At 55.1% G+C, this 23767-nt stretch carries 23 protein-coding genes and 1 pseudogene; 12 read left to right on the top strand and 12 right to left on the bottom strand.

Going from position 1 to position 23767, the window contains the following annotated elements:
* Window positions 1-67 precede the first annotated feature (67 nt).
* Window positions 68-1513, top strand: a complete 1446-nt coding sequence (locus HA48_RS13895) for an amidase family protein (RefSeq protein WP_128601841.1) — start codon at window positions 68-70, stop codon at window positions 1511-1513.
* Between the two features lie 69 nt (window positions 1514-1582).
* Here the strand turns inward: HA48_RS13895 and HA48_RS13890 are convergent, their stop codons facing one another.
* The 6 genes from HA48_RS13890 to HA48_RS22820 form a co-directional block, all read right to left on the bottom strand.
* The gene (locus HA48_RS13890; protein ID WP_128601840.1) at window positions 1583-1792 is read right to left on the bottom strand and encodes a YdgH/BhsA/McbA-like domain containing protein; all 210 of its coding nucleotides are present in this window, start codon (window positions 1790-1792) and stop codon (window positions 1583-1585) included.
* 221 nt (window positions 1793-2013) lie between these two features.
* Window positions 2014-2955 carry a sugar phosphate isomerase/epimerase family protein gene (locus HA48_RS13885; RefSeq protein ID WP_128601839.1) on the bottom strand — a complete coding sequence of 314 codons (942 nt, stop codon included), beginning with the start codon at window positions 2953-2955 and terminating at the stop codon, window positions 2014-2016.
* Window positions 2956-2982: 27 nt separating this feature from the next.
* Window positions 2983-3411: a PTS mannitol transporter subunit IIA gene (locus HA48_RS13880; protein WP_128601838.1), complete on the bottom strand. Its 429-nt coding sequence runs from the start codon at window positions 3409-3411 to the stop codon at window positions 2983-2985.
* 33 nt (window positions 3412-3444) lie between these two features.
* On the bottom strand, window positions 3445-4455 hold the full coding sequence (locus HA48_RS13875; protein ID WP_128601837.1) for a Gfo/Idh/MocA family protein: 1011 nt from the start codon (window positions 4453-4455) through the stop codon (window positions 3445-3447).
* A gap of 25 nt (window positions 4456-4480) precedes the next feature.
* Window positions 4481-5575: a sugar porter family MFS transporter gene (locus tag HA48_RS13870; RefSeq protein WP_279626744.1), complete on the bottom strand. Its 1095-nt coding sequence runs from the start codon at window positions 5573-5575 to the stop codon at window positions 4481-4483.
* Entirely contained in the window at window positions 5572-5889 is a 318-nt protein-coding gene (locus tag HA48_RS22820) for an MFS transporter (RefSeq protein WP_279626743.1), read from the bottom strand. Before HA48_RS22820 ends, HA48_RS13870 begins: the two co-directional genes overlap by 4 nt.
* 679 nt (window positions 5890-6568) lie before the next feature.
* Between HA48_RS22820 and HA48_RS13865 the strand changes: the two are divergent.
* Together HA48_RS13865 and HA48_RS13860 are read left to right on the top strand one after the other, a co-directional pair.
* A pseudogene (locus HA48_RS13865) lies at window positions 6569-6760 on the top strand (transcriptional regulator); the annotation flags it as partial.
* A 33-nt stretch (window positions 6761-6793) separates the two neighbouring features.
* A complete protein-coding gene (locus HA48_RS13860) occupies window positions 6794-7732 on the top strand; it encodes a nickel/cobalt transporter (protein ID WP_139807988.1) in 939 nt (312 codons plus the stop codon).
* Window positions 7733-7798: 66 nt separating this feature from the next.
* Here HA48_RS13860 and HA48_RS13855 read toward each other — a convergent pair whose 3' ends face one another.
* On the bottom strand, window positions 7799-9247 hold the full coding sequence (locus tag HA48_RS13855) for an MFS transporter (protein ID WP_128601836.1): 1449 nt from the start codon (window positions 9245-9247) through the stop codon (window positions 7799-7801).
* A gap of 152 nt (window positions 9248-9399) precedes the next feature.
* The gene (locus HA48_RS13850) at window positions 9400-9702 is read right to left on the bottom strand and encodes an EthD family reductase (RefSeq protein ID WP_128601835.1); all 303 of its coding nucleotides are present in this window, start codon (window positions 9700-9702) and stop codon (window positions 9400-9402) included.
* A 272-nt stretch (window positions 9703-9974) separates the two neighbouring features.
* Here HA48_RS13850 and HA48_RS13845 point away from each other — a divergent pair, with 272 nt between their 5' ends.
* On the top strand, window positions 9975-10283 hold the full coding sequence (locus HA48_RS13845) for a hypothetical protein (protein ID WP_128601834.1): 309 nt from the start codon (window positions 9975-9977) through the stop codon (window positions 10281-10283).
* An 849-nt stretch (window positions 10284-11132) separates the two neighbouring features.
* The gene (locus HA48_RS13840; protein WP_244182856.1) at window positions 11133-12581 is read left to right on the top strand and encodes an ATP-binding cassette domain-containing protein; all 1449 of its coding nucleotides are present in this window, start codon (window positions 11133-11135) and stop codon (window positions 12579-12581) included.
* 19 nt (window positions 12582-12600) lie between these two features.
* Here the strand turns inward: HA48_RS13840 and HA48_RS13835 are convergent, their stop codons facing one another.
* Window positions 12601-13695, bottom strand: a complete 1095-nt coding sequence (locus HA48_RS13835; RefSeq protein ID WP_128601833.1) for a LacI family DNA-binding transcriptional regulator — start codon at window positions 13693-13695, stop codon at window positions 12601-12603.
* Window positions 13696-13889: 194 nt separating this feature from the next.
* Here HA48_RS13835 and HA48_RS13830 point away from each other — a divergent pair, with 194 nt between their 5' ends.
* The 5 genes from HA48_RS13830 (at window position 13890) to HA48_RS13810 (ending at window position 18567) form a co-directional block, all read left to right on the top strand.
* Window positions 13890-14711 carry an ABC transporter substrate-binding protein gene (locus tag HA48_RS13830; protein ID WP_128601832.1) on the top strand — a complete coding sequence of 274 codons (822 nt, stop codon included), beginning with the start codon at window positions 13890-13892 and terminating at the stop codon, window positions 14709-14711.
* Window positions 14712-14787: 76 nt separating this feature from the next.
* Window positions 14788-15594, top strand: coding sequence for an amino acid ABC transporter permease (locus HA48_RS13825; protein WP_128601831.1), 807 nt, complete (start codon window positions 14788-14790; stop codon window positions 15592-15594).
* Between the two features lies 1 nt (window position 15595).
* Window positions 15596-16342 (top strand): amino acid ABC transporter ATP-binding protein, encoded by a 747-nt coding sequence (locus HA48_RS13820; protein ID WP_128601830.1) that lies wholly within the window; start codon window positions 15596-15598, stop codon window positions 16340-16342.
* Window positions 16342-17415, top strand: a complete 1074-nt coding sequence (locus HA48_RS13815) for a Gfo/Idh/MocA family protein (protein ID WP_128601829.1) — start codon at window positions 16342-16344, stop codon at window positions 17413-17415. Before HA48_RS13820 ends, HA48_RS13815 begins: the two co-directional genes overlap by 1 nt.
* 33 nt (window positions 17416-17448) lie before the next feature.
* Entirely contained in the window at window positions 17449-18567 is a 1119-nt protein-coding gene (locus HA48_RS13810) for an NAD(P)/FAD-dependent oxidoreductase (protein WP_128601828.1), read from the top strand.
* 47 nt (window positions 18568-18614) lie between these two features.
* On the opposite strand, the gene HA48_RS13805 is transcribed toward HA48_RS13810, so the two are convergent.
* The 3 genes from HA48_RS13805 to HA48_RS13795 all read right to left on the bottom strand — a co-directional run bounded on the left by HA48_RS13805 (window position 18615) and on the right by HA48_RS13795 (window position 21705).
* Window positions 18615-19028 carry a thiol-disulfide oxidoreductase DCC family protein gene (locus HA48_RS13805; protein WP_128601827.1) on the bottom strand — a complete coding sequence of 138 codons (414 nt, stop codon included), beginning with the start codon at window positions 19026-19028 and terminating at the stop codon, window positions 18615-18617.
* Window positions 19029-19237: 209 nt separating this feature from the next.
* Window positions 19238-21328, bottom strand: a complete 2091-nt coding sequence (locus tag HA48_RS13800) for a pyrroloquinoline quinone-dependent dehydrogenase (protein ID WP_128601826.1) — start codon at window positions 21326-21328, stop codon at window positions 19238-19240.
* 11 nt (window positions 21329-21339) lie between these two features.
* On the bottom strand, window positions 21340-21705 hold the full coding sequence (locus HA48_RS13795) for a hypothetical protein (protein WP_128601825.1): 366 nt from the start codon (window positions 21703-21705) through the stop codon (window positions 21340-21342).
* Window positions 21706-21990: 285 nt separating this feature from the next.
* Here HA48_RS13795 and HA48_RS13790 point away from each other — a divergent pair, with 285 nt between their 5' ends.
* Both HA48_RS13790 and HA48_RS22550 read left to right on the top strand, forming a co-directional pair.
* A complete protein-coding gene (locus tag HA48_RS13790) occupies window positions 21991-23079 on the top strand; it encodes a sensor domain-containing diguanylate cyclase (RefSeq protein WP_244182855.1) in 1089 nt (362 codons plus the stop codon).
* Window positions 23079-23477 (top strand): diguanylate cyclase, encoded by a 399-nt coding sequence (locus tag HA48_RS22550; protein WP_244182857.1) that lies wholly within the window; start codon window positions 23079-23081, stop codon window positions 23475-23477. Before HA48_RS13790 ends, HA48_RS22550 begins: the two co-directional genes overlap by 1 nt.
* Window positions 23478-23767 lie beyond the last annotated feature (290 nt).

Genomic DNA, 23767 nt, shown 5'->3' with positions numbered 1-23767 from the left:
AGCGTAACTGTATAAACACATCATCTCCGGGAGGATAAGGTACGGGCTTTAACGATGGGGCAAAGCGATGACAGATATCACCTCTCTTCTGAGCAATGGATCGGCACGGGCGATCGGAGAAGCTATTGCAGCCGGCCAGATCACCTCTTATGCGGCAACACAGTGGTATCTGGCGCGCATTGAACAGATAAGCGGCGGCGAGAGTGGACTCAACTGTGTCCGTACCCTCTCGCAGCCGGCGCTGGAAGAGGCGCAGCGCGCCGATGAAGAGCGCGCGGCCGGGCGCATAAGAGGACCGTTACATGGCGTACCCTGGCTGGTGAAGGATAATGTGTTCACCACGGACGGGAGCTACTGCTCAGCGGGAGCGAAAGCGCTGGAGACATTTATTCCACCTTATGAAGCCACGATTGTTGCGCGCCTGCGGGAAGCGGGAGCCGTGCTACTTGGTAAAACCAATCTGACGGAGTTTGCCGATTTTGTGTCAGATGTTATGCCAGCAGAGTTCAGCGGCGCAGGCGGCGTGGTCCGTCATCCGCTGGGCTCGTCATACGGGCGCGGGCAGGGGTCCAGTGTGGGGTCCGCCGCCGCGGTCGCGGCCGGGCTGTGTGCTTTTGCCATAGGCTCCGAGACACAAAACTCACTGCAGACGCCGGCGATTTACAGTTCTATTGTCGGTTTCAAGCCTACACCGGGCTGTGTGAGCCGCCACGGGCTTATTCCCCTGGTGCCAAGCCAGGATTCACCGGGCCCGCTGACGCGCACGGTGGAGGATGCTGCGCTGGTACTCAACGCCATTGCCGGCGCAGACATGAATGACACCGCAACGCTGGTAAAGGTTACTGCTCGTGATATCCCTGAAAAAGCGCTGCACGGCGTGCGGATTGGAATACCGCGCCGCGCTGTCGCTGACAATGTGATGACGGAGAGCCGGCAGCACGCGTTTAATAAGACGCTGCGTTTACTGGCTGAGGCTGGTGCTGTTATCGTGGATCCCTGCGATTTCCGCGAAGCAGATCAGCTTGACGCCGTGCGATCCTGCGTGTTCCGCACGGAGTTCCGCGAGAGCCTGAACCTGCTGCTTGCCCGGCTGACGCCCTGTGGCATGGAATCCCTTGACGACATCCTGCGCTGGAACAGCGATAATCCGGAGGCTATTCCGTACGGGCAGTCGCTGCTGGAGGCCACCCGCCAGGCACCGGATATTGGTTCGGCGCAGTATCGGCAGGATCGCTTGCGTGATATCAGGCTAAGCCTGCAGGAGGGGATTCTGGCTGCGCTGGCGGATGGCAATGCAGACATCCTGCTCTCACCGATGTCTGCCGCCGCAAAATGTACCGGAAAAGCGGGTGCGCCGGTTATCGCTATCCCGGTTGGCAAAGATGATGATGGCCTGCCGTTTGGGATCACCCTCTACGCTGCGCCGGGCGAAGATTGGGCTGTCCTGCAGATCGCTTCAGAAATTGAGCGCGTAGTTGGTCAGCGTATTCTCTCGCCTCTTACTGGCGGCTGACCCGGATACACCAAACAAAAAAGGCTGCCTGATGGCAGCCCCTTCTGGCAACTCCTTTTGCGACCATGATCAGTGGGTCAGACGGGCTGTCATGTGCACCTGATTTCCCGCATAAGCTTCCGTAATGCTGTAGCCCATGCCTGCCTGTTTAGCCTGTGCGGCAATTTGTGCTTCAGCGCTATCGAGCGTTGAGCCGGTTGCCGTGATGGTTTGCGCAAAGCTGGAGGCTGAAAGCAGGGAGAGAGCAGCAACTGCAACGAAAGTTTTGATGTTTTTCATGGTCATTTCCTCAAAGTGTTTTTTAAGTTGTGAGGCGTTGTGCCTCGATGGAAGCTATAGTAGGCGCAACTCACTCTGATGAAAATGCTCTGCGGTTGACGTTATAAATCAAAATATTTGAATGATTTTGAGCGACAGTGATGCGAGGCTGTTAGCGGTAAAAGGTTGACTGATTTTCACCATGGCCAGCCGCTGCACGTGACTGACCATGCAGAAAACGATTAACGGCTGAGCGTCATATTCAGAGCATCGATGGAGGTCTGCAGGCCTGCTTCCACGCTCATGGTTAAATCCTCCATTTCAAGCGAGACATCACCGTCATAGCCCGTCATGCGCAGAACCGAGAAGAACTCTTTCCACCACTTCAGATCCTGGCCGCATCCCACTGCCACATAGTTCCAGGTGCGGGTTTTGGTGCTGGTGACCGGCTGATAATCCAGTAAGCCGTCAACGTCAGCGAGGCCGCGCTCTATACGCGCATCTTTGCCATGCACGTGGAATACCGCGCCCTCCAGCGCCCGCGCCGCGGCAATCGGATCCGCCCCCATTGCAATCAGATGCGACGGGTCGAGGTTCATCCCGATCATATTGTCGACGGCGTTACGCAGCCGCAGCAGGGTAGCTGGGTTGTAAACCAGCTGGCTCGGAAACTCTTCAATGGCAATCTGCTCAACGCCATGCTGCTTTGCATGCCGCACAAACTGCTTCCACCACGGAATCGCCACATCGTTCCACTGATAACGAATGACCTCGGGCATATAATCCGGCCAGGAAACCGTAGAGGTGATCCAGTTAGGGGTGCGATCTTCCGGACAGCCACCGGGCAGGCCGCTCATCATGACGATTTTTTTTACGCCCAGCTTCCCTGCCAGCTCCACGGCGCGGTAGCTGCTGCGGGTATGAGTCTCACCCAGTGCGCCGGGTGCCAGCGGATTGCCAGAACAGTTCAGCGCAACGATGCGCATCTCCCGTTCAGCCAGCTCTTGTTTGAACTGTTCCAGTTTCGCCGGCGAGGCCAGTAACGCTTCTGTGTCAACGTGCGGGCAGGGTGACCAGCCCCCCGCGGTCATTTCAACGCCGCTGATCCCGTAGCTTTTGACTCTATCCAGCATTGCCGTAAAGGGTAAATCCGCCAGAACATCCGTACATAGTGCAAGTTTCATCTCTTTATCCTTTATGCGCGGAAGCGCTCAAACTTTCTCAAACTGTTCAATAAAATCGTGTTTGGTTTTGGCATTTGCCAGTAAGGTCGTTTTCACTTCATCACCCAGCAGATCGGCTATATTGGCCAGTACAGAAATGTGCTCATTCTCTGTGGCGGCTACGGCGATCATCACAAAAACAACTTTGCCTGCGCCCCAGCTGACGCCGTCGGGAAACTGGAAAACCTGAAAGCCCGTTTTTATCACCAAATCGAGGTTCTCTTTCGCGCAATGGGGGAACGCAATGCCGGCACCGATATAGGTCGACACACTTCTCTCACGCGCCAACATGCCGGCTAAAAAACCCGGCTTAACATAGCCGGCCGCTTCCAGTGCCTCTGCCGCAAGGGTAATCGCTTCCGTTTTATTCAGGGCCCGGCATTGAAGATGCAGTGCCTCTTCAGTCAGGTTCAGCATGTGTAACTCCTTACGTTCATTATGATCGGCGTATTAGCGATACAGCGCAGGCTGCTGTGGAATCACCACATCGTGCTTTTCACCATCGTTCAGTGATGCCAGACCGGCATCGCAGACCAGCGCCACCACATAGCCATCCCACGAAGAGGGGCCGCTCATCTCCAGACCGGCGCTGATGCGGTTAACAAAGTGCTGCACTTCCCGATCGTAAGCCGTGGCAAAGCGCTCCATGCAGGATTGGGCAATATGCTGGGCGTTACCCGTTAATGAGCGCGTCGCGATCAGTTGCTGCTCATTGAGGGCTGCAATACTGTTTTCGCCAATCACTTCACACCGAATGTCGTAGCCGTAGTGACAGTTAACAAACAGTTCATCGTCAATGCGTACGCCCGACTCGGTTTCAAAAATCACGATAAGCGGATCCTGCAGATGAGGCAGGGCGCGGCTGGTTTTTTTGCGCGGCTTATCAACGCGCACGGAGACGATGTTTTCGTTAAGCAGATAGCGGATAATGTCGATTTCATGGGTCGCGGAGTCATTAACCGCCATCTCCAGGGTGTAGCTCTCCGGCACTGAAGGGTTACGGTGCGCGCAGTGAATCAGCATAATATCGCCGAGCTCCCCGCCATCAATGGCCTGTTTCAACGCCTGGTAACCCGGATCAAACCGGCGCATAAAGCCCAGCTGCAGCAGTCGCTTACCCGCTTTGACTTCAGCATCAATGATCTCCCGGGACTCATCAGCGGTTGGCGTCAGCGGCTTTTCACAGAATACCGGCTTACCAGCGTTAAAGGCCGCCAGTATTTGTGCTTTATGTACCGGGCCGATTGAACAGATAAACACGGCGTCTACGGTTTCAGAGTTGATCATCTCTTCTGCATCGTAAAACGCGGTAACACCGTACTCACTGGCGACAGCATCTGCCGCTGCGTGGTTGATATCACAAACTGCTGTAACCTCTGCGCCCGAAATAACGTTGCGAAAACGCTTCAGGTGATCCCGGCCAATCATGCCCAGACCAATTAAGCCGATTTTGACACTCATTTAACTATCCTCAATTGCAGTAGCGTTAAAAACGAAATTTCTTTTCAATCTGCTCTAATGTCATGCCGCGCGTCTCCGGCAAATATTTCACCAGCAGAACAAGCATGATCACGTTGGTGGCCGCGAAAAAGCCAAAGGTTACGCTTCCGCCATAATGGCTGAGCAGGTAAGGGAAGATGGACTGGATCATGAAATCAAATATCCACAGGCCAAATACGGCGAAGCCCATTCCCACGCCGCGCATTCTTAATGGATAAATCTCAGCCAGCATCAGCCAAAATACCGGGGCAATCCACCCCTGCATGAATACCAGGAAAACCAGCATCAGTCCGAGAATTACATAAGGCGCATGGGCAAAATTAGCGCGCAGCGTATCAACACCTGCAACGGTTTCAGTATGAAAGAAGAAGTTAAAGGCCAGACCAATTAAGACCAGACTAATGGTGACGCCGGCCTGACCGGTAAAAAACATTTTACGGCGTGAGTGTTTGCCGATTAACGCCATGCCAAGCAGGGTAGCCAGTACGGATATAATGCCGTTCGCAACGGCGCCTGTCACCGCCGCTGCATCGCCCAGTCCGGTCGCTTTCAATACTGTCGGTGCATAATACATAATGGTATTTACGCCGGTTACGCGCGTTGCCAGTACAATCATTAATCCGATCAGCACCAGCTGAATAACCCAGCGATTTTTTAACTCAGCAAATAAGTTGAATTTAACTTCATCAGCTTTAACGATTTGCTGAATCTCCCTGACTTCACGATCAACCTCTTCAGGTAAGCGCAGCGTCTTTAGCACCTTAACTGCTTTCTCTGTCTCCCCGCGGCGAATAAAGAAGCGCGGGGATTCCGGCATCATCAACATACCAAACCACAGCAGCGCGCCAGGTAACGCGGGTATTGCCAGCATAATGCGCCAGTTATGCTGCATCTCCGGATAGAGGTTAACGATGGCGGCGTTAACCGTATAGGCAAGAAACTGCCCGGTAACAATCATCAACTCATTTACTGTCACCAGTCGTTCCCGCTGGTCGGCGCGTGCCAGTTCAGAGATATAGATAGGCACCGTCACGGAAGCACAGCCCACGGCTAAGCCGAGGATAAAGCGCGCCACGATCATCGAGGCACATCCCAGGCGAATGCGGTACCCAGCGCACCAAACATAAAAATAGCCGCTACCCATAACAGGTTTTTCCGGCGTCCCTGCTTATCGGAGAGATAGCCGCCAAAGAGCGATCCCAGCGCAGCGCCAAAGAGCAGGAATGATGTAATGAATCCCTCCTGCGCAGGTGAAAGATTGAGGTCATATTTCATAAATATCAGCGCCCCGGAAATGACGCCAGTATCGTAGCCGAAGCATAAACCGCCAATCGTTGATACGAGGGTAATTAACCGCATGCGCTGCGGGTTTTGCAGGTTAGTTTTATTATACATAGCTGTTCCGTCTGGTTGTAAATTACGCCGTTGCAGGTCATTTTTTTGGTCAGTTAATGACTGTTAAATAAGTGCCAGCCTGAAGCAGAACATAAAATAGTGATACTATGAGCGAAATGAAGCTGTCGTAGGTCACCTCTGTTTAGAGTGACGAGGCTCCTCTCTTTTATGACGACGTTATATCAAAGCAGAATTTAAACGCCAGACACCCGGTGGCATGACAGTTTGGCCGCGTGGCGGCGATCAAAAAATCGAGATAAAGATTCTGCTTTCACATGACAAACATCACAGAGCTGACAATTTTCGTTGACATAGCAAGAATGAATAGATTTTTTTACGCTGATTTTTGCCTTAATGATGTGCGCTACTGGCATAACGTATTGGGGCAGTGAAATGGAGATTGACTTTAACGATAAATAAGAGAGAGTTTACGCAGAAAGCAAGATTGATGATATTTCCATTTTATTCTTAAATCAGGCCGAAAAATTAGTCGGATTTAGATTTCGGCAATAGTTGTGCAGCCCCGGACGTTTACATGTTCATCGCCTAAAAAACGCGGTAAGAAGCTTTTTTTATAACTCCCTGTTTTTTGATCGCAATAATCGGGAAGCAGGCGCAAATGGTTTTAGTAAATCAGGTGCATTTCAACGTACTCATATTGTATAAAAAGCGAGAATGAGAAGGGGGGCTGTGCTGCATGAGTCACCATCGCTTACGGGACAGCGATATCCGCGTGGCCAGCGTTGACGACCGCTACCGCTATGATTCACTCTCGATTCTGATCGATACTGTAGGGCAGAATGTGCCGCGACTGGCGCAGACGGTTCTGCCTGCCACCTTGCGCTTGCGTAATCCGAAAGCGCAGCAATGATTCCATCAACCTGCTGATTACGCAGGAGACATTATGAGTAACGTGTTGTCCCGGAAAGCTGAGCATAAAATTGCAACCGGCGTAATTGGCCTCTCTATCATGGCCATGCTCTGCCTGCTTATTTACTATTGGCAGGATTTCGTCCAGTACTGTTTTAGCGTCCAGATCACCTTGCACCGCTATCTGGTGCTGTATCTGTTGCAGCAAAACAGCCAGCAGCTGAGCGGTGGTCTGATGCTTATCGTCGGTAGCTTTATTTATGGCTTGCTGCACGCCATAGGGCCGGGCCACGGTAAGTTTGTAATCACCACCTTCCTGGCGACTCACCGTGAAAAACTGCAAGCCAGCAGGCTGATTACCCTCTCCGGCAGCCTGATGCAGGGCGTAGTCGCCGTTGTGTTCGTGGTGGTACTGGCAATCATGTTTAATCTTTCAACCGGCGATCTCAGCCGCAGCCGGTACTGGATCGAGAAAGTGAATGCCCTGCTGATCGCCGCCTTCGGCGTCGTGCTTATCTGCCGTGCGCTGGGGATCAAATTACGGCTTTTTAAACGCGGGCGGCAAGCGGCGTGCGGATGCGGGCACCACCACTATCCCGCTGAACATGCTCTCTCTACCGGCTGGCGTAATGCCATCTGGCTGACGCTGACCATCGGTATTCGGCCATGCAGCGGCGCGCTGATGATTTTAGTGTTTTCCAATGCCATCGGGATGTTCAGCTGGGGCGTTGCGGCCGTGATGGCCATGTCGCTGGGCACTGCGCTGTCGATCATCGTTCTGGCGTCTTTAGTGCACTATGCCCGGGAGTGGATGATCGCCGCCAACAGCCGCAGGGTTAGTCAGTCTGCTGCTTCTGCAGCACAGCTTGCGCTGTTAGTCGGGGGCGTTGTGCTGATTGTATTTGCGCTGGTGCTCTTCAATACCGTCATTCCGGTGAGCGCAAACGGGGATTTTATTACCGCTGGTTGCTGATATTCACCCTCTCTCCGGTCCGGGCAGGGCTCCGATGTTATTGAAGCCCTGCCCGCAGTGATTGATTTACTGCCTATTCGCGGCCCTGGCCAAACCGAAAGGTTGCCGGATAAGCCTGATACTCAGTACCGATCCTGCGGCAAGGCAGCATGCGATCGCTATTGTCGCGGTGGCAAAGGCGTGAATAATGTCTGCTTCAGCCTCACTTTTACCTAATGTATTGTAAAAAATGGTGCCGAACACCGCCACGCCAAGCGCCGTGCTGATTTGCAGTGCCGAGCTTGTCACGCCAGCAATCATGCCGGAGAACTCTGGCGCTACGCGGCCTGTTATCATGCGCATAAGCGTCGGCATGGCTAAACCCTGACCAAAACCCGTTATAAAAAGTAACGTACCGAGCGGCATCACCGGAGGAAACGCATGCAGGGGCGTTTGGTTGATTAACCACACCAGCGCGAGTAATCCGGCGGCTTCGCATCCCATACCAATGGCGCATAAATAATTTCCTGCAAACTTTCTCAGATAAGGGGTCAGCAGAGGACCGATTAAAAACCCGGCACCAAAGGGTAAAAAGATCACACCTGCCGAGAGTGCCTCTAAATGTAAGGCTTTTTGCAGATACACCGTAAAGAGCAGGAAGAAGGCGGCCAGTGAATAGAACAGCAGGGCGATAACCAGTCCCAGACCAATTCCCGGCGCGCCTAATACCACGGGGTCGAGTAAAGGTGCGCCGCCTTTCTGACTGAGCTGCCGTTCATAACGCCAGGTCAGCGTGGCCAGTACGGGCACAGCCAAAAAGAGTAAACCTATCCACCATGCCCAGCCTGCCTCACGACCTTCAACCAGAGGAACAATCAGTGCACAGAGCGTTGCTGTTGCGAAAAACATTCCACCCGGGTCCAGTTTTCGGGCATTTTTGACCCGCGTCTCTTTCAAAAAGCGCATGCCAAAAAGCACAACCAGCAGGGCAACAGGCAGATTGACCAGGAAAATAACTCTCCAGCCCAGATTAAACAGATCCAGCGAGATCAGAACACCGCCCAATGCCTGACCGATAACGGAAGCCAGTCCAAACACGGCTCCATAGAGACTTAACGCCAGCGGTTTCTCTTTTTCAGGAAACAGCACCTGCACTGAAGCCAGCGCCTGAGGCGCCATGATGGCAGCTGTCGCGCCCTGCATAATTCGGCCAGCAATGAGCATCCCGGGTGAAGAGGCTAATCCGCACAAAAGCGATGCTGCGGCAAAACCCATTAATCCCAGGAAAAACATCTTCCCACGCCCATAAAGATCGCCCAGGCGCCCACCCGTCATTAACATCACCGCATAGACGGCGGCATAGGACGATATAACCAACTGTTCAGCGGAAGAGGATGCGCCCAGCTCTCCCTGAATGGAGGGCAGAGCCACATTAACAATAAAGAAGTCCAGCGGTGGCAGGAATGTTCCAACCAGTAAGATAGAGAACATTACCCAACGGCGCGGCTCGGGTTGCGTCACATTATATAAAATCATAGATTGCTCCATATATAATTAATTTCCCCGGAGGTAAATGTTTCAACTTATTGAAGTGGCTTTTTAAACGTTGTTAAATACAGGGATATCTGGCCCAGGAATGCTTAAAGCAGCCCGATAAAAACAGACTAATGCCTTATTACGGCATGTTTTTAAAATGGGACAAAATGGCTTCTGATAACGGTGGTTGCATCTGTGAAAAAGGGCACATCCGCCATTACCCGGGCTGTCTCATTTGATTCCAGAGCAAGGGTAATATCCTGCAAGGTGTTAAACGTATAGACGCCTATCGACAGCCAGCCACTAAGCTGGGCTACGGGATAAAACGCCTCTGCCGAAACCAGACCATAAGATTTCCAGCACTCAAGGGCGAGCGGCAGATGGATATTGGCATAATATTCACGATCGAAACGCGTGTTTTCATCGCCCGTACATACGACAATCATTTGATGCATATTTCCTCTGCTCTCTTTTTTCCAGTTTCAGATCAGGCTGCAGCACTGTTCACGGATAATGTGATGATGGCGCTTACAACTCTGTTTGGAAACTGTCATTTCCTTTCTTTCCATGTACATTTTTGAACGGTTGTCGGGGGTTGTATGCTGTCATGGCTGTCGTTCGGCGGCCACGGGAGAAGTCACTCGGGCTATAACTCAGGCGCAGATAGTCATCTCTGAGCTTTAGGCTAACCTTAAACCTCAGGTTCAAAAGTAAAGAGGAGAAGGTAATGGCTGATCCAATACTCATTGATACGCTGGAGTTTGGCGCGGAGAGTGCGTCCGCGCAAAAGTACGAAATTTACGGTGATGATGAGAAGTCGCCTGGCTATGCGCTGATTTATCGTCACAGCGATGGCGAGTGGCGCAAACTTGATGAGACGCTGGAGTTTGCTGCCCGGGATGAGCAAAAAGCCGCGACCTCGACCATGGATTATGGCTCCGGCGACGTCCTGCCGGAGCTGCGCGATCTTCCGGCTGAAGTGAAAGAGCGCTGCGAAGCGCACTGGCAGCAGAGCCAACAACAGAGTAATGACTGAGCAAAGTAAGAGAGCACAGACGCCGGGTTCTTTACGCTGAATCCGGCCGAATTTGCTGAGATCTACGTCCGCGTGATGTGCGATGATCTGCGGGCGATTTCATATCAGCCAGGAAATCACAGATTTTCCGGCACGATTATTGAGTGCGCATAATCATGATTATGTTAAATCGAATATTTTGTCAGTTCGTCTGTGCCTGTGACACCGGCCTCTGCCTTTAAATCCCCTTCCTCCGATGCTGCTCCGTCAACTTTATGAAAGAAATTATCCTGGCATAAATGTGATATTTTTCACATGCGCGCCGAAGATTAATATGGAGTGGCATTACGTTATGTCAGGATTCATTTTGGCCATTTGCCCTACGGCAAAATTTCTATGAGATCATTGACTGAGTGGTGTTTTTTTTAATCTATGTGATTGATGTATCTCTAAATATTTTTGGGCCACTATTCATCATGACTGAATCCAGGTTCTTCATCGCCCTTGTGATCGATATTGTTCTCGTTAAAGCCATAAAACCGGATCAAATTTGACAGCTGTATCCCTGAAATTTTATAGTTAGCCCGTTTTCACTTCTCATCAGAGGTATTCGTCCAATGCGCAATTAATGCCCCCGTCACCGTTGACGGCCTTCATACAGCTTCTTCCGGAAGGTGTTTTGGTGCATTAATTTCAGGATTACCGCATGACGAACTCTATTCTTACGCTGGAACGCGTCTCTTTTGTATTGCCTGACGGCAAGCCGCTTTTATCAGAACTCTGTGAACAATTTGATCACCGGCATACTGGCTTAGTGGGTAGAAATGGCGTGGGTAAGAGCTGCTGGCTAAAATTCTGGCAGGTCAGGTTATGCCAACTTCCGGCCAGCGTCGTTGCTCAGGCCGCGTCAGGTATCTGGCGCAGCATCTGTCGCCATACCACGCCGCTAACGTTGCCGTGCTGGCAGGCGTTGACACCCAGTTGGCCGCGCTAAAACGCATTGAAGCAGGAAGCGCCGACCCGGCTGATTTTGACCTTGTGGGTGACGATTGGGATCTTCGTCAGCGTTTGCAAACCCGGTTAGCGTCAGCGGGACTGGGCTACCTTACCCCTGAATCCGCGGTCAACCGACTCAGCGGCGGAGAAGCGATGCGGGTGGCACTGACTGGGGCGATGCTGTCAGAGGCAGATTTTCTTATTCTGGATGAACCGACCAACCACCTGGACGCAGCCAGCCGATCAGCGTTGATGCAGCAGCTGCAACAATGGTCTCGTGGCCTGCTGGTAATCAGTCACGATCGGGCGTTATTGCAGCAGATGGCACGGATTGTCGAATTATCATCACTTGGTTTACGCAGCTATGGCGGCAACTATGATTTTTATCAGCATATGAAAGCGCAGGAGACAGCCACCGCTTTACATAACCTCGAGCGCCTTAAAATTGAGCGCAAACATGAGGAGAAGAGCTTGCGTGAGCAGCGTGAACAGCTCGACAAACGCCGTGCGCGGGGCACTCGTCAGGGCAAAGAGGCTAATCAGGCGAAAATACTGTTGGGCCGTCAAAAAGGCCGCAGTGAAGCTTCGGCAGGAAAGCGGGTAAAACTGCAATCCCAGGTGCAGGAGGCGCTCAGTCAGAGGGTACAGCAAGCCACAAAGCAAGTTGAGACATCAGCATCTATCGTCATGCACTCAACCTCTTTATCCGGGGTATTACCGCAGAATGTTGCCAGACTTACCGACGCCGTTTTACCCTTTGTCCCGGCGCCCTTACGCCAGATAACGCTGACCATCAACGGAGGGCAACGGATCGGTGTTAAAGGCGCAAACGGTTGTGGTAAATCGACGTTGCTAAAAGTGCTAGCAGGGCTGTTGCCCTTAACGTCTGGCCACCGTGAGCTCCGGGGTGAAACAGCATACCTTGACCAGCAGCTCACCATCCTTGACCGGCAAAAAACGGCGCTTGAGCAACTTCTGGCGGTGAACACTCAGGCGGGAGAACCCCAACTGCGTATGCAACTTGCCCAACTTGGACTGGATGCCGCTCGCGTCTCCCTGCCCTGTGACAAACTCAGCGGCGGTGAGCAGCTTAAAGCTGCGCTGGCGATGGTAATATATACCGACTCCCCCGCCGGTTTTTTACTGCTTGATGAACCAAATAATCATCTGGATCTTCCGTCCCTGCATACGCTGGAGTCCTTTATCAAACAGTATCCGGGAACCTTGATGGTAGTGTCACACGATGAGGTATTCCTCAGTCAGATTGAGCTGACGCATTGGCTGGTTGCGGGAAAGAGTGGGTGGGAACTCTCTTCGCAATAACATCCCGTAGGCTTCAGCCTTAATCACGCTCTCCTTTTGATGACGTCGCTTTCACCCTGCCCACCGAGCCACGCACGACCATCCAGCCTTCAAATTCGGGGAGTGCGCCGGCGGGCTGCTGGCGGATGTGGCAGATTAATCGGCGTGCGGCTTCTCTGCCCATTTCATAAACCGGCTGGGCCACTACGGTTAACGGCGGCGTCATCAGTTCTGTCCAGGGAAAATCATCGTACATCACAAACGAGATATCTTCCGGCACGCGCAACCCACGCTTTGCCAGACCGCGCAATATGCCCATCGCGATAAGGTTGTCAGAGGCGATCAAGGCGCTGGGCGGCTCGGCATTGGCCAGCAACTCACTTAAAATCTGTTCGACCAGGTCGTCACCGGTGGCATTGAGACGCACCATTGCCGGATCAAGCGCTTTTCCCGCCTCCTGATACGCGTCCTTCATCCCTTGTACACGCTGTGCAACGGGTGTTGGCCCCAGCGTCATCGTGTGAGAGTAAGGTGCGGCGATACGCATACTCGAAAGATAAGCGATGCGTTGATGGCCGGCTGCCAGCAGTAACTGCGTTGCCTCTTTGGCCACGTTCAAAAAGTTCGCCTGGATGGTTTCCACTTCCAGCCCGGCGACTGCCCGGTCAAAAGTCATTAACGCGCGGCCTTCCGCCAGCACCTGCCGGAGATGCTCATTATCATCAGCCAGCGAACTGCATGGCGCCACGATGATTCCATCGACGCGTTTATCCAGCATCACGCGTACGGCTTCGCGCTCTTCATCCAGGGTTTCATCGCTGTTACTCAGGAGCAGATGAAAACCTGCCTGCCGGGCAACATCGGCCATGCCGCGCAGTGCGAGACCAAAATGGGGGTTTTCAATATCCCCGACAATCACGCCCAGCGTGTTAGATCGCCCGGTATTCATGCTGCGTGCCAGCTCGTTCGGCCGGTATCCTAATGTCTCTGCCGCCTGGCTCACCCGGCTCATGACCTCTTCACTCACAGAGCCGTATCCGCCCAGCGCCCTCGCCGCCTGCGCTTTCGAAACGCCGGCGAGACGCGCGACATCGGCAACGGTTGGACCCCGTGAAGGCTGGTTTTTTGTTGTCATAATTATTTCGAATCACAAGTTGATAACGACAGAATTGACGCTGCTTCCAGCGTGTGCTTAATATCAGTATATCCATTTGAGACCGGTCTCACAACAGACACCGGTCTCATTTTGAAACGCATTGAGACCGGTCTCAAAAATAACCGCCGGCTCAATGGACTCTGAAGTTTCACCTGCCAAGACGGAAGAGCCTTATGACATCGCATAAAGTAGTGACTCACCTGACCGCGGCCCTGTTCGGCACCGCCGTTATGTTTTCGACCGCCTTCAGCGCCCATGCGGCAAGCGATAACAATCCTTACGGATTGATCGAGCCGGGACATCTGCGCGTCGCCAGCCTTGGCGATGCCAAACCCTATACCTTTACCGACAAGAGCGGCAACTTTACCGGATTCGACGTCGAATTTTTCAAGAATGTGGCGCACCGCATCGGCATTGATCAGGTCAGTTTTGTCGGCCAGGATTTCTCCGCCATCCTCCCTGCCGTAGCTAACGGGCAGTACGATGCCGGCGTGGCGGCGATTGGCATCACACCGGCCCGGGAAAAGACCGTTGATTTCTCAACAGGCTACCTGGCGGGCTATCTCACCGTGCTTACCCGCAGTGATTCCGGCGTGAAAAACATTGAGACGCTGGCCCACAAGCGAATGGGGGTGATTCAGGGAACGCTGCAGGAGAGTTATGCGCTTAAGCACTTCAGGCAGACCGATCTGGTGCGTTTTCCGGATAATAACGCTGCCGTTTCCGCGCTGAATAACGGCACGCTGGACGCCATGTTTCTGGATTACGAGGCCGCGAAAGATTACGCCACCCGCTTCAAACTGGTCACCGCTGCCGATATTCCCTCGTTCGATGCTCCTGCAGGCGTGGCGATAGCCAAAGATAAGCCCGCCTTTAAAGCGGCGCTGGATAAAGCCATTAAAGAGGCGATGCAGGATGGGACCTGGAAACAGCTCTATGAGAAGTGGTTCCCGGGGTCGCCTATGCCTGCACAGTATCTGCCTCAGGGCCAGTAAACGCCTGCGCATATTCCGTGTGTGAGACTGCATCCGGTGACCGCAACGGCGGGTCACCCGTAACAGAGAGTCGGCTATGGATCTGATAACTATTCTTTCCCGTACCTTTTTCGATATCCCTTCGATGATGGACGTGCTGCCCCAGCTGCTGGCAACAGGGCTGGTCAACACCATTATCATCTCAGTGGCGGCTACCGTGCTGGGCACCGTTTTTGGCCTGATACTGGCACTGATGGGAATCTCCCCTTCACGCTGGCTGCGCGTCCCCGCACGCCTCTATACCGATCTGTTTCGTGGCCTGCCCTCGATCCTTACCATTCTGTTGATTGGGCAAGGTCTGGCGCGCTTCAGCTATCAGCTGTTTGGCCCTACGCCTTACCCACTCGGCATTTTTGCGCTCAGCCTGATTGCCAGTGCCTATATGGGTGAGATTTTCCGTGCCGGTATCCAAAGCGTTGAACAGGGCCAGATGGAGGCCTGTCGCGCGCTCGGCATGAGCTACAGCCGCGCCATGCGACTGGTGATCATTCCACAGGGGATACGCCGCGTACTGCCTGCCATCGTTAATCAGTTTATCGGCATCATTAAAGACTCTTCGCTGGTTTATCTGCTGGGGCTAATGACCAACCAGCGCGAGCTGTTCCGCGTAGGCCAGGACGCCGCAGTACTGAGCGGCAATCTCTCCCCGCTGATGCTGGCCGGTCTGTTCTACCTGATCATCACCGTGCCGCTGACGCATGCGGTGAACTATATCGATGTTCGCTACCGGACCGGGCGCCGCCGCGCCACGCCCCCACAGAGTGGCTTAAAGGAGGTTGATGAAGTGGATCATAAACGGGCAATAGTACCCGCTGCCTCATTCACCAGCGAGCGGGGACACTGATATGACGACGTCTACGGCCTTTCACGGCGCCAGCCTGGAGTTACGCAACCTGACGCTGGCTTACGGCCCGATTGAAGTGCTGCGCAATGTGTCGCTGAGCATCGAACCGGGCACCACCACCTGCATTATTGGCCCCTCGGGCTCGGGAAAATCGACTCTGCTGCGCGGCATCAATCGTCTGCATGAGCCCAAAAACGGCGATGTGCTACTGGCCGGCCGTTCCGTACTGAAAGATAAGCCAGATGCGCTGCGCCTGAGAATTGGCATGGTGTTTCAGCACTTCAATCTCTTTCCCGATCATAGCGCGCTGGAGAACGTGGCGCTGGCGCCGTGGAAAGTCAAAGGCCGGCCAAAAGCGGAAGCCATGGAGATCGCGCGTCAGCGTCTGGCGGAGGTGGGATTAGCGCAGCGTGCCGACCATCGCCCGCGCGATCTCTCCGGCGGTCAGCAGCAGCGTGTCGCGATAGCGCGCGCGCTGGCGATGGAGCCGGAAGTGATGCTGTTCGATGAGGCCACTTCGGCGCTCGATCCTGAACTGGTCAAGGGGGTTCTGACGTTAATGGCCGAGCTGTGTCAGCGCGGCATGACCATGGTTGTGGTGACGCATGAGATGGGCTTTGCCCGCCGCGTGGCCGATCAGGTGGTATTCATGGATGAGGGCGAGATCGTTGAAGCGGGCACCCCCGAACAGATCTTTGAACGCCCACAATCTGCCCGTTTACAACGTTTTCTCTCCGAGGTGCTTTGATGACACATGAGCGGGTCTCCGGCCCCATTCGTACAGCGCTGGTTGGCTTTGGCATAGCCGGGAGCGTTTTCCATGCGCCCCTGATCGCGCATAACCCTGACTATGTGCTGGAGGTGATTGTCAGCCGCGATGCACAGCGCGTGGCCTCCGCGCAGGCGCGCTATCCGCAGGCGCGCATCGTACCGGACTGGTCAACGCTATTGCAGCTGATTGATAGCGGCGCCATTGCGATAGATCTGATTGTGCTGGCAACACCGCCCGACCAGCACCCTGAGCAGGCTTTGCAGGCCAGCAGGCGCGGTATTCATCTGGTAGTGGACAAACCTTTCGCGCCAGACGCGCAGGCTGCCGCCGCGATGATCGACGCCGCCCGCCACGCGAATACTCTGCTCACGGTGTTTCATAACCGCCGCTGGGATGGCGATTTCCTGACACTGCAGCGCATGGTTAAGGCAGGCGCATTTGGCACGATCAGAACATTTGAGTCGCGCTTCGAGTGGTGGCGACCGCACGGGTTCGGTAACTGGCGTGACAACGTCACGATCAGGCAGGGTGGCGGACTGTTGCTTGATCTCGGCAGTCATCTGATTGATCAGGCTATCCAGCTGTTTGGTCCGGTGCAGGAGGCCACAGCTGAACTGGCGCGCCACTCCGGCACGCACTCTGACAGCGATGAGGAGTGCTTCGTCTCGCTACTGCACAGGAGCGGCGTACGTTCGCGCTTATGGATGAATGGTCAGGCTGCGCTGAATGCGCCCCGCTTTCACCTGCTGGGCAGTAAAGGCGCCTTTACTCACTGGGGACTGGATAATCAGGAGCCTCAGCTGGCTGCCGGGCTATCCCCTGGCGCGCCTGAATACGGCGTCACGCCTCCGGAGGGGTATGCCCGCGCAGGTGTTGTCGGGCAGAGCGACCTTATCCCGCTTGAGCGCGGCAACTATCCTGCGTTCTATCAGCAGCTGGCCAGCGCACTGTTACATGGCGCGCCCTCTCCCGTTGATGTGCACCAGGCGCTGGATGTTCTGCAGCTCATTGATGCGCTCCACCAGCAAAACAGCGTACGCATTGCCTGACGGGCGTACATTTTTAAACAGAAGGAAAAAATGATGTCTGAAAAATCTGTGGCGAAAACCGTGATTGTACTGGGCGGCGGGATCCTGGGCGTATCAACGGCCTGGCAGCTGGCGCTGGCTGGCGCGAGCGTGACGCTGGTGACGGAAGCTGCACTCTGCTCTGGCGCGTCAGGACGTTCGCTGTCGTGGCTTAACTCTGCCGGTGAGCGTTCGCAGCCCTATCACGCGCTGCGTATGGCAGGGATCGACCGCTATCGCACGCTGCATGCCCGCCATCCTCATCTTGACTGGTTGCGTTTTGACGGCGCGATATGCTGGGCCGCTAACGACGACGCGGGAACGCAGGCACGCCATGCCTGTGAGAAAGCCCACGGCTATGACTCTCATCTGATTAATGCGGCAACCGTGCATCAGTACGATCCGCACATCAATCCGGCCAGCCTGGCCCGCGTGGCGATCGCTAATCCGGGTGAAGGTTGGGTAAGCCTGCCGCATCTCATCGAACATCTTGCGCAGGCATTGCGAGCCTCAGGCGGCGAAATTATCGAAAACGCCGGCAAAGCTGCAGTCATGACGGCAGGCGGACGCGCAACGGGTGTCCGCAGTGAGAAGCGCGGAGAGTTTTACGCAGATAAGGTGCTGGTAGCCTGCGGTCCCTGGACGCCGGATGTTGTGGCGCCGCTTGGCGTACAGATTCCCAACGGATCGCCCGTTTCAATGCTGGTCACCAGCGAAGCCGACGCTCGCGGATTACAGGCGGTATTAAACACGCCGCGCGCGGCGATCCGCCCCAATCCCGGCAACACCATTGCCGTTGATCATGACTGGTATGAGGCGGATATCGTGGCGCAGCAGGATGGCCACTACAGCATTGATGCGTCTGTGGTCAGGCAACTGATGACAGAGGCGGGTCAGCTCATCGGCGATGGCAAGCCGCTGGTGGCAAAAAGCTGGAAAATCGGGCTGAAGCCGATTCCGGGTGACGGCGAACCGGTGGCTGGCGAGCTGGAGAGCGTACCGGGATGCTTTGTCGCGTTCACCCACTCCGGCGCGACGCTGGCACTGATCCTCGGCGAAATCCTTGCCCAGGAGATGCTGACCGGGGTGAAACATCCGATGCTCGCCAGTTTCCGTCCGGAGCGGTTTAGCTGACGGAGTGTTCAGCGCCACAAGGAGGGTGGCGCTGAAACACAGCGTGTTTACTGCTCATGCAAAAAGCGGCCCGGATGATCGGCAGTCAGGGGATGCAGCGTATCGTAGCGCCCAAACAGGCGGTAGCGATTATGCGCGATGCGGTTATAGATAAAGTCAGAGAGCGCGTGCGGTAAAAAGCGCAGCAGCGAGATCAGCCGCCACGGCCAGGGGAGCGCACGCATGATGCGAAAGATGGCGGCGGAGCGAAACCAGTGCCGATCGCCCTCAATCAACACAATGGTGTGAATATTCTCTGCAGACTGCCCAATCTGCCTGAGCAGTGCAGCGCCCGCCGGGCTCTGAACCGGCGCAAAACGGATGTTGCGCGCCAGACGATGCGCCAGTAAAAAGCGCACCCAGGCGTTACAGAGCCTGCATACGCCATCATAGATGACCACGGGTTCGCCAGGTTTTGTCATCTCATCCTCTGCATAGTAGTCATTAGTGGCTTCCCGGCACCGGAACGTGATAGCCCCGGTCGCGAAGCTAAGCATACCTTTAGTTTAGGCCAGGATTGATCGGCGCGAAGAGGAGCGCGCTTTTCTGGCTGCGAAAGAGAAAAAGAGGCGATCGTCGCCTCTTTTTCCTCTTACTTGCTGCGCGCTAAATCCGCGTTGTTGTTACCGCATCATTTTGGCAGGGCGTACACCACGACCTGGTCGCCCACCTGATCTTTCAGGATGGTATTGCCGCCAGCGACAAAGGCCACATACTGGCGCCCTTTATACTCATACACTGAAGGGTTGGCGACCGCTGGCGCTTCGGCCTGATCCGACCATAACTCTTCGCCCGTCTCCAGCGAATAGGCGCGCACTTTGGCATCCATAGAGGCCCCGATAAAGATGACGCCGCCCGCCGTTACGGCCGGTCCGCCAATGGTCGGCGAACCCCAGCTCTCCGGCATGAAGAAACCATACTGCTGCGATGCCCCAACCGGGCGACGCCATTTCACATCACCGGTGTGCATATCAAGCGCTACGATCTCGCCAAACGGCGGTTGCCAGCAGGGCATGCCCAGCCAGTTGTTCGCCACCATCAGGCGCAATCCATACGGCGCGCCCTCTTGCGGCGCAAAGCCGCTCTCATTACCGGCGCCGTTATCCGCTTTGTTGTAATCCTCACGATTGTAGAGCTTCACGTACTGCACAATGTGTGAGGTATTCACAATCGCGATTTGACGCTGCGGATCAAATGCCACACCGCCCCACTGCACGCCACCGGCGCTGTCCGGATAGGTCAGCGCACCCTCGCCTTTGGTGGTGGGCGGCGTGTACATACCGTCATAGCTCAGCTTCTCCCACAGACGCGAGCACTGACCAGCACCCACGATATCCGCCAGCTGCCATATCTCCGGCTTTTTCGACTGATCCAGCAGCGGTGCCGGTTTGGTCGGGAATGGCTGAGTGGGTGACAGTTTTTCACCCTGTACGGAGCCATCACCCTGCGGTACCGGGCGCTCTTCGATCGGCCAGACATCCTCGCCCGTCAGGCGATTCACCACAAACAGGAAGCCCTGTTTGGTTGCCTGTATCAGCGCCGGAATCTGCTTGCCGTCGACCGTGATGTCCATCAGCGTAGGCGCCGAGTTGATATCGTAGTCCCACACATCGTGATGTACCCACTGGCGTGACCAGACAACTTTACCGGTGTTCACATCCAGAGCGGTGGTCGAGGTGCCAAGCGGAATATCTTCAACGCGGTTACCGCCCCAGTAGTTAGGCGAAGGCGATGAGACCGGCAGGTAAACCAGGCCATGGGCTTCGTCAGCAGACATGTGCGTCCAGACGTTTGCCGTGCCGGTACGTTTGCGGATGTCGGCGGGAATCGCGTCGAATGTCCATTCGCGCTCGCCTGTCTGCGCATTGATCGAAAATACGGTACCCGGAGGCGCTTCCGCGTACGCCCAGTCTTTGCCAGCCCAGCCGACAATCAGGTGGTTACCCACCACCGTTGGCGGTTGCAGCAGCGACAGCGGGAATTTCGCGTTCACGGTATTCCACTGGTCGACATTCAGCACGCCTTTATCTGCAAAACCTTCACACGGCGTTCCGGCGTCGGCGTCCAGCGCATACAACTTGCCGTCCACGGTACCCATATAGACGATTTTCTGGCACGCCTGTCCGGCAACCGGGTTTTTCGCCTGCCAGTAGGAGACACCGCGATTTTTCAGCACCGGCTGCGTCAGCGCTTTGCGCGGAGATTTTGTGTCGTAGTGCCACTTCTCTTTACCGGTGCCCGGGTCCAGCGCAATCAGACGGTCGAACGGCGTGCCGATATAGAGGGTGTCATTGGCGAAGATCGGCGTTGCTGACCAGACGGTGGCGGGCGTATCGCCTTTACCATCGGAGACGTCACCGGTATGGAATTCCCATACTTTCTTCAGATTACCGACGTTCTCCGCATTGATCTGCTTGAGCGGACTGTACTTCTGCGCATTGAGCTGACCATGGAAGCTGTCCCAGCGAGCGGATGAGGGCACCAGCGGCGTTGCCGCGTTATCCTGCGCAACCGGCTGGCCCGCCTTCTGCAGCGAAGCCTCATCGGTGGTGTGCGTGCTGCCGCCTGCCTGCTGATCGGCGGCATCCACATTAAGCTTCTCCTGCGTTCCCTGAGAAGCTTCAGCGGCTTTATCCTGTGCCTGTAATGTGAATGGCGTCACCAGAAGGCTAAACGCGGTAACGCTGGCTTTAATCAGCGGGCTCTGTTGATGTTTAAGCACGAAGGCGATCCTCAGTTTCTGACGTAGTTATTATGACGGGCGGCGTGACGGCTCATAAGAATGACACCTGCCAGGCCCGCCACCATTGCAGCGGAGATGATCCACTGATGCAGCAGTGCCGCAGCAAAGGCGATACCGGCCAGCAGCAGCAGGATCACAACGATCCAGAAAACCCGCGCGCTGCGGCCGTGGCTACCGCGCAGAATAAATACGAGCAGCGCCAGAACAGCGTTGGCGATCGCCACGCCTAAGGCACCAATGGTGCCCGTTACGCCGGTTAACGGCGTCAGCCAGGCGTAGAGCGCCACCGCGAAGCCGATTATCGCTGCCAGAAGCAGCAACAGGCTGCCCGCGCGATGAGATGGAGAGTGCAACATACCTGTAGATTCCCTGCGTTGAAAAAGTGATGAGGCCACGGTGAGGTGTTCAGAACCGGTAAAAGCCTCAGTAGGGTAAAACCAGCAGAAGTATAGATGAGGCTGATTAATTCGCTCCGATTAAGCCCCGGCCGGCGGGTGATGCAGCTTACTTTGGTGCTGCCGCTTAAGTGAGGTATCCTGACCGCCACTCTTTCATGGACGTTCATATCAGCTGATTACATGCGAAAAAACACACTCCGTACCTCTGGTTCAACTCTGCTTAAGACGTCGCTGGGCAGAAGCATGACGATGTTTTTATTGCTGACGAGCCTGTTGGTGATCGCGATTAACGCCTGGTCGCTGTGGCACTCCTGGCAGCAAACGCTGAGTGAGAAGAATAATGATGCCCGTAACCTGTCAGTCTCGCTGGCAAAGCAGGCGGAAGACGCTTTTCTGCAGGTGGACATTACGCTGGCGGATGCGGTCAGGCAGTTGAGACAGCGCGGTAATGATTACGCCGCAACGCCTGATTTCCTGCGCCAGCTGAAGGAGCAGCAGAGCAAGCTTCCACAGCTGCATGGGCTGTTCGTTTATGATACCGACGGCCACTGGATCGCCTCTTCCGGCAATTTCATTCCAACCAATGCCAGCAATGCCGATCGCGCTTATTTTATCTGGCACCGTACCCATAACGACGCCAATCTGCTTATCAGCAGCGTGGTGCGCAGTCGCTCAACCGGCGATCTGGTCATTCCTGTTTCGGTTCGTCTTAACGATCCCCAGGGGAACTTTGCCGGCGTGGCGCTTGCCACCGTGCGGGTCGATTACTTCCGCCAGCACTACAGCTACTTCGCTTTAGGGGAAAAAGATACGCTGGGATTGATCCTGGCTGATGCAACCGCGCTGTATGTTCGTCCGTTTTCTGATGCCTATATTGGCCGCACCCTGGCTTCCAGCCCGTTATTTAAAAAAGAGCTTAAAGCTGCCTCCAGCGGTAATGCCACCTGGCGATCGTCACTGGATGGCACGATGCGCGTCTTTGGCTACGCCCGGCTTGAGCGCTATCCGCTGATCGTTACCGCCGGGTACGAACTGCAAACGATTCGCAGGGAGTGGATGGCAGAGAACGTGGTTAACGTGCTGCTGAACGTGGCGCTGCTGCTGGCCATTACCGGTATGGGAATTCTGGTGCTGCGGCAGGTTGGCACCAATGTGAAAAATCAGATCGAACTGACTTATGTGCGTGATGAGCTGACCAGCATCAATCATACCCTGCAGTCGCTGGCGCTGGTGGATGGTTTAACCGGACTGGCTAACCGGCGGCAATTTGATGCCCTGCTGGAGCAGGCGCTGCTGCGATCGCACCGATCCGGCGCGCCATCGCCCTGGTGATGATCGATATCGATTTTTTCAAGCTCTATAACGATACCTACGGGCACGTAGCGGGTGACGAGTGTCTGCAGGATGTGGCGATCGCCCTCAAGGAGAGCGTGCACTATCACGGCGATATTGTTGCCCGTTACGGCGGTGAGGAGTTTGCCATCATCATGCCGAATACCGATCTGGCAGAAGCGGGCATCGTGGCCGAGCGCGCGGTGAACAGCGTGAGAACCTTGGGCATTGCCCATGAAGCGACCGCGCTTCCGGCAGGTATTGTCACCATCAGCGCAGGTTACAGCGCGCTGGTTTCTGAAGGAAAAGCGGATGAAGCCGGTCAGCTGAAGCGTCATGCCGATCAGGCCCTGTATCAGGCAAAACGCAGTGGCCGTGACCAGTCAGTTTCGGGTTAGTGCGGCAGTTTTTACATAGGGGGCTGCAGGGCTGGAACATCGCTGTGGTTACTGTGCCGGGCCAGAAGGGAGAGCGAGCACGCCCCCTTCTTCCCTTATGCATCAGCGTGGCTGTTTCTGAATATCCAGCGCTTTTGACTTTCGCAGTGGCGACCCGTCAGGGCCGCCAGGCGGTGGGCGCCTTACGATACCGGCCTCTCAAGCCTGACCAGCATCCGGGGCAGCATGGCTTGTGTTAAAGGACCAATGCAGAGTGCAAACAGCACCGTGCCGGGCCCGAACAGCGCAGT

Origin of the sequence: Pantoea wallisii (assembly GCF_002095485.1) — a bacterium.
Taxonomy (GTDB): domain Bacteria; phylum Pseudomonadota; class Gammaproteobacteria; order Enterobacterales; family Enterobacteriaceae; genus Pantoea; species Pantoea wallisii.
Note: the sequence above shows the minus strand (reverse complement) of the source record. Positions and strands in the feature narration are given on the sequence as shown.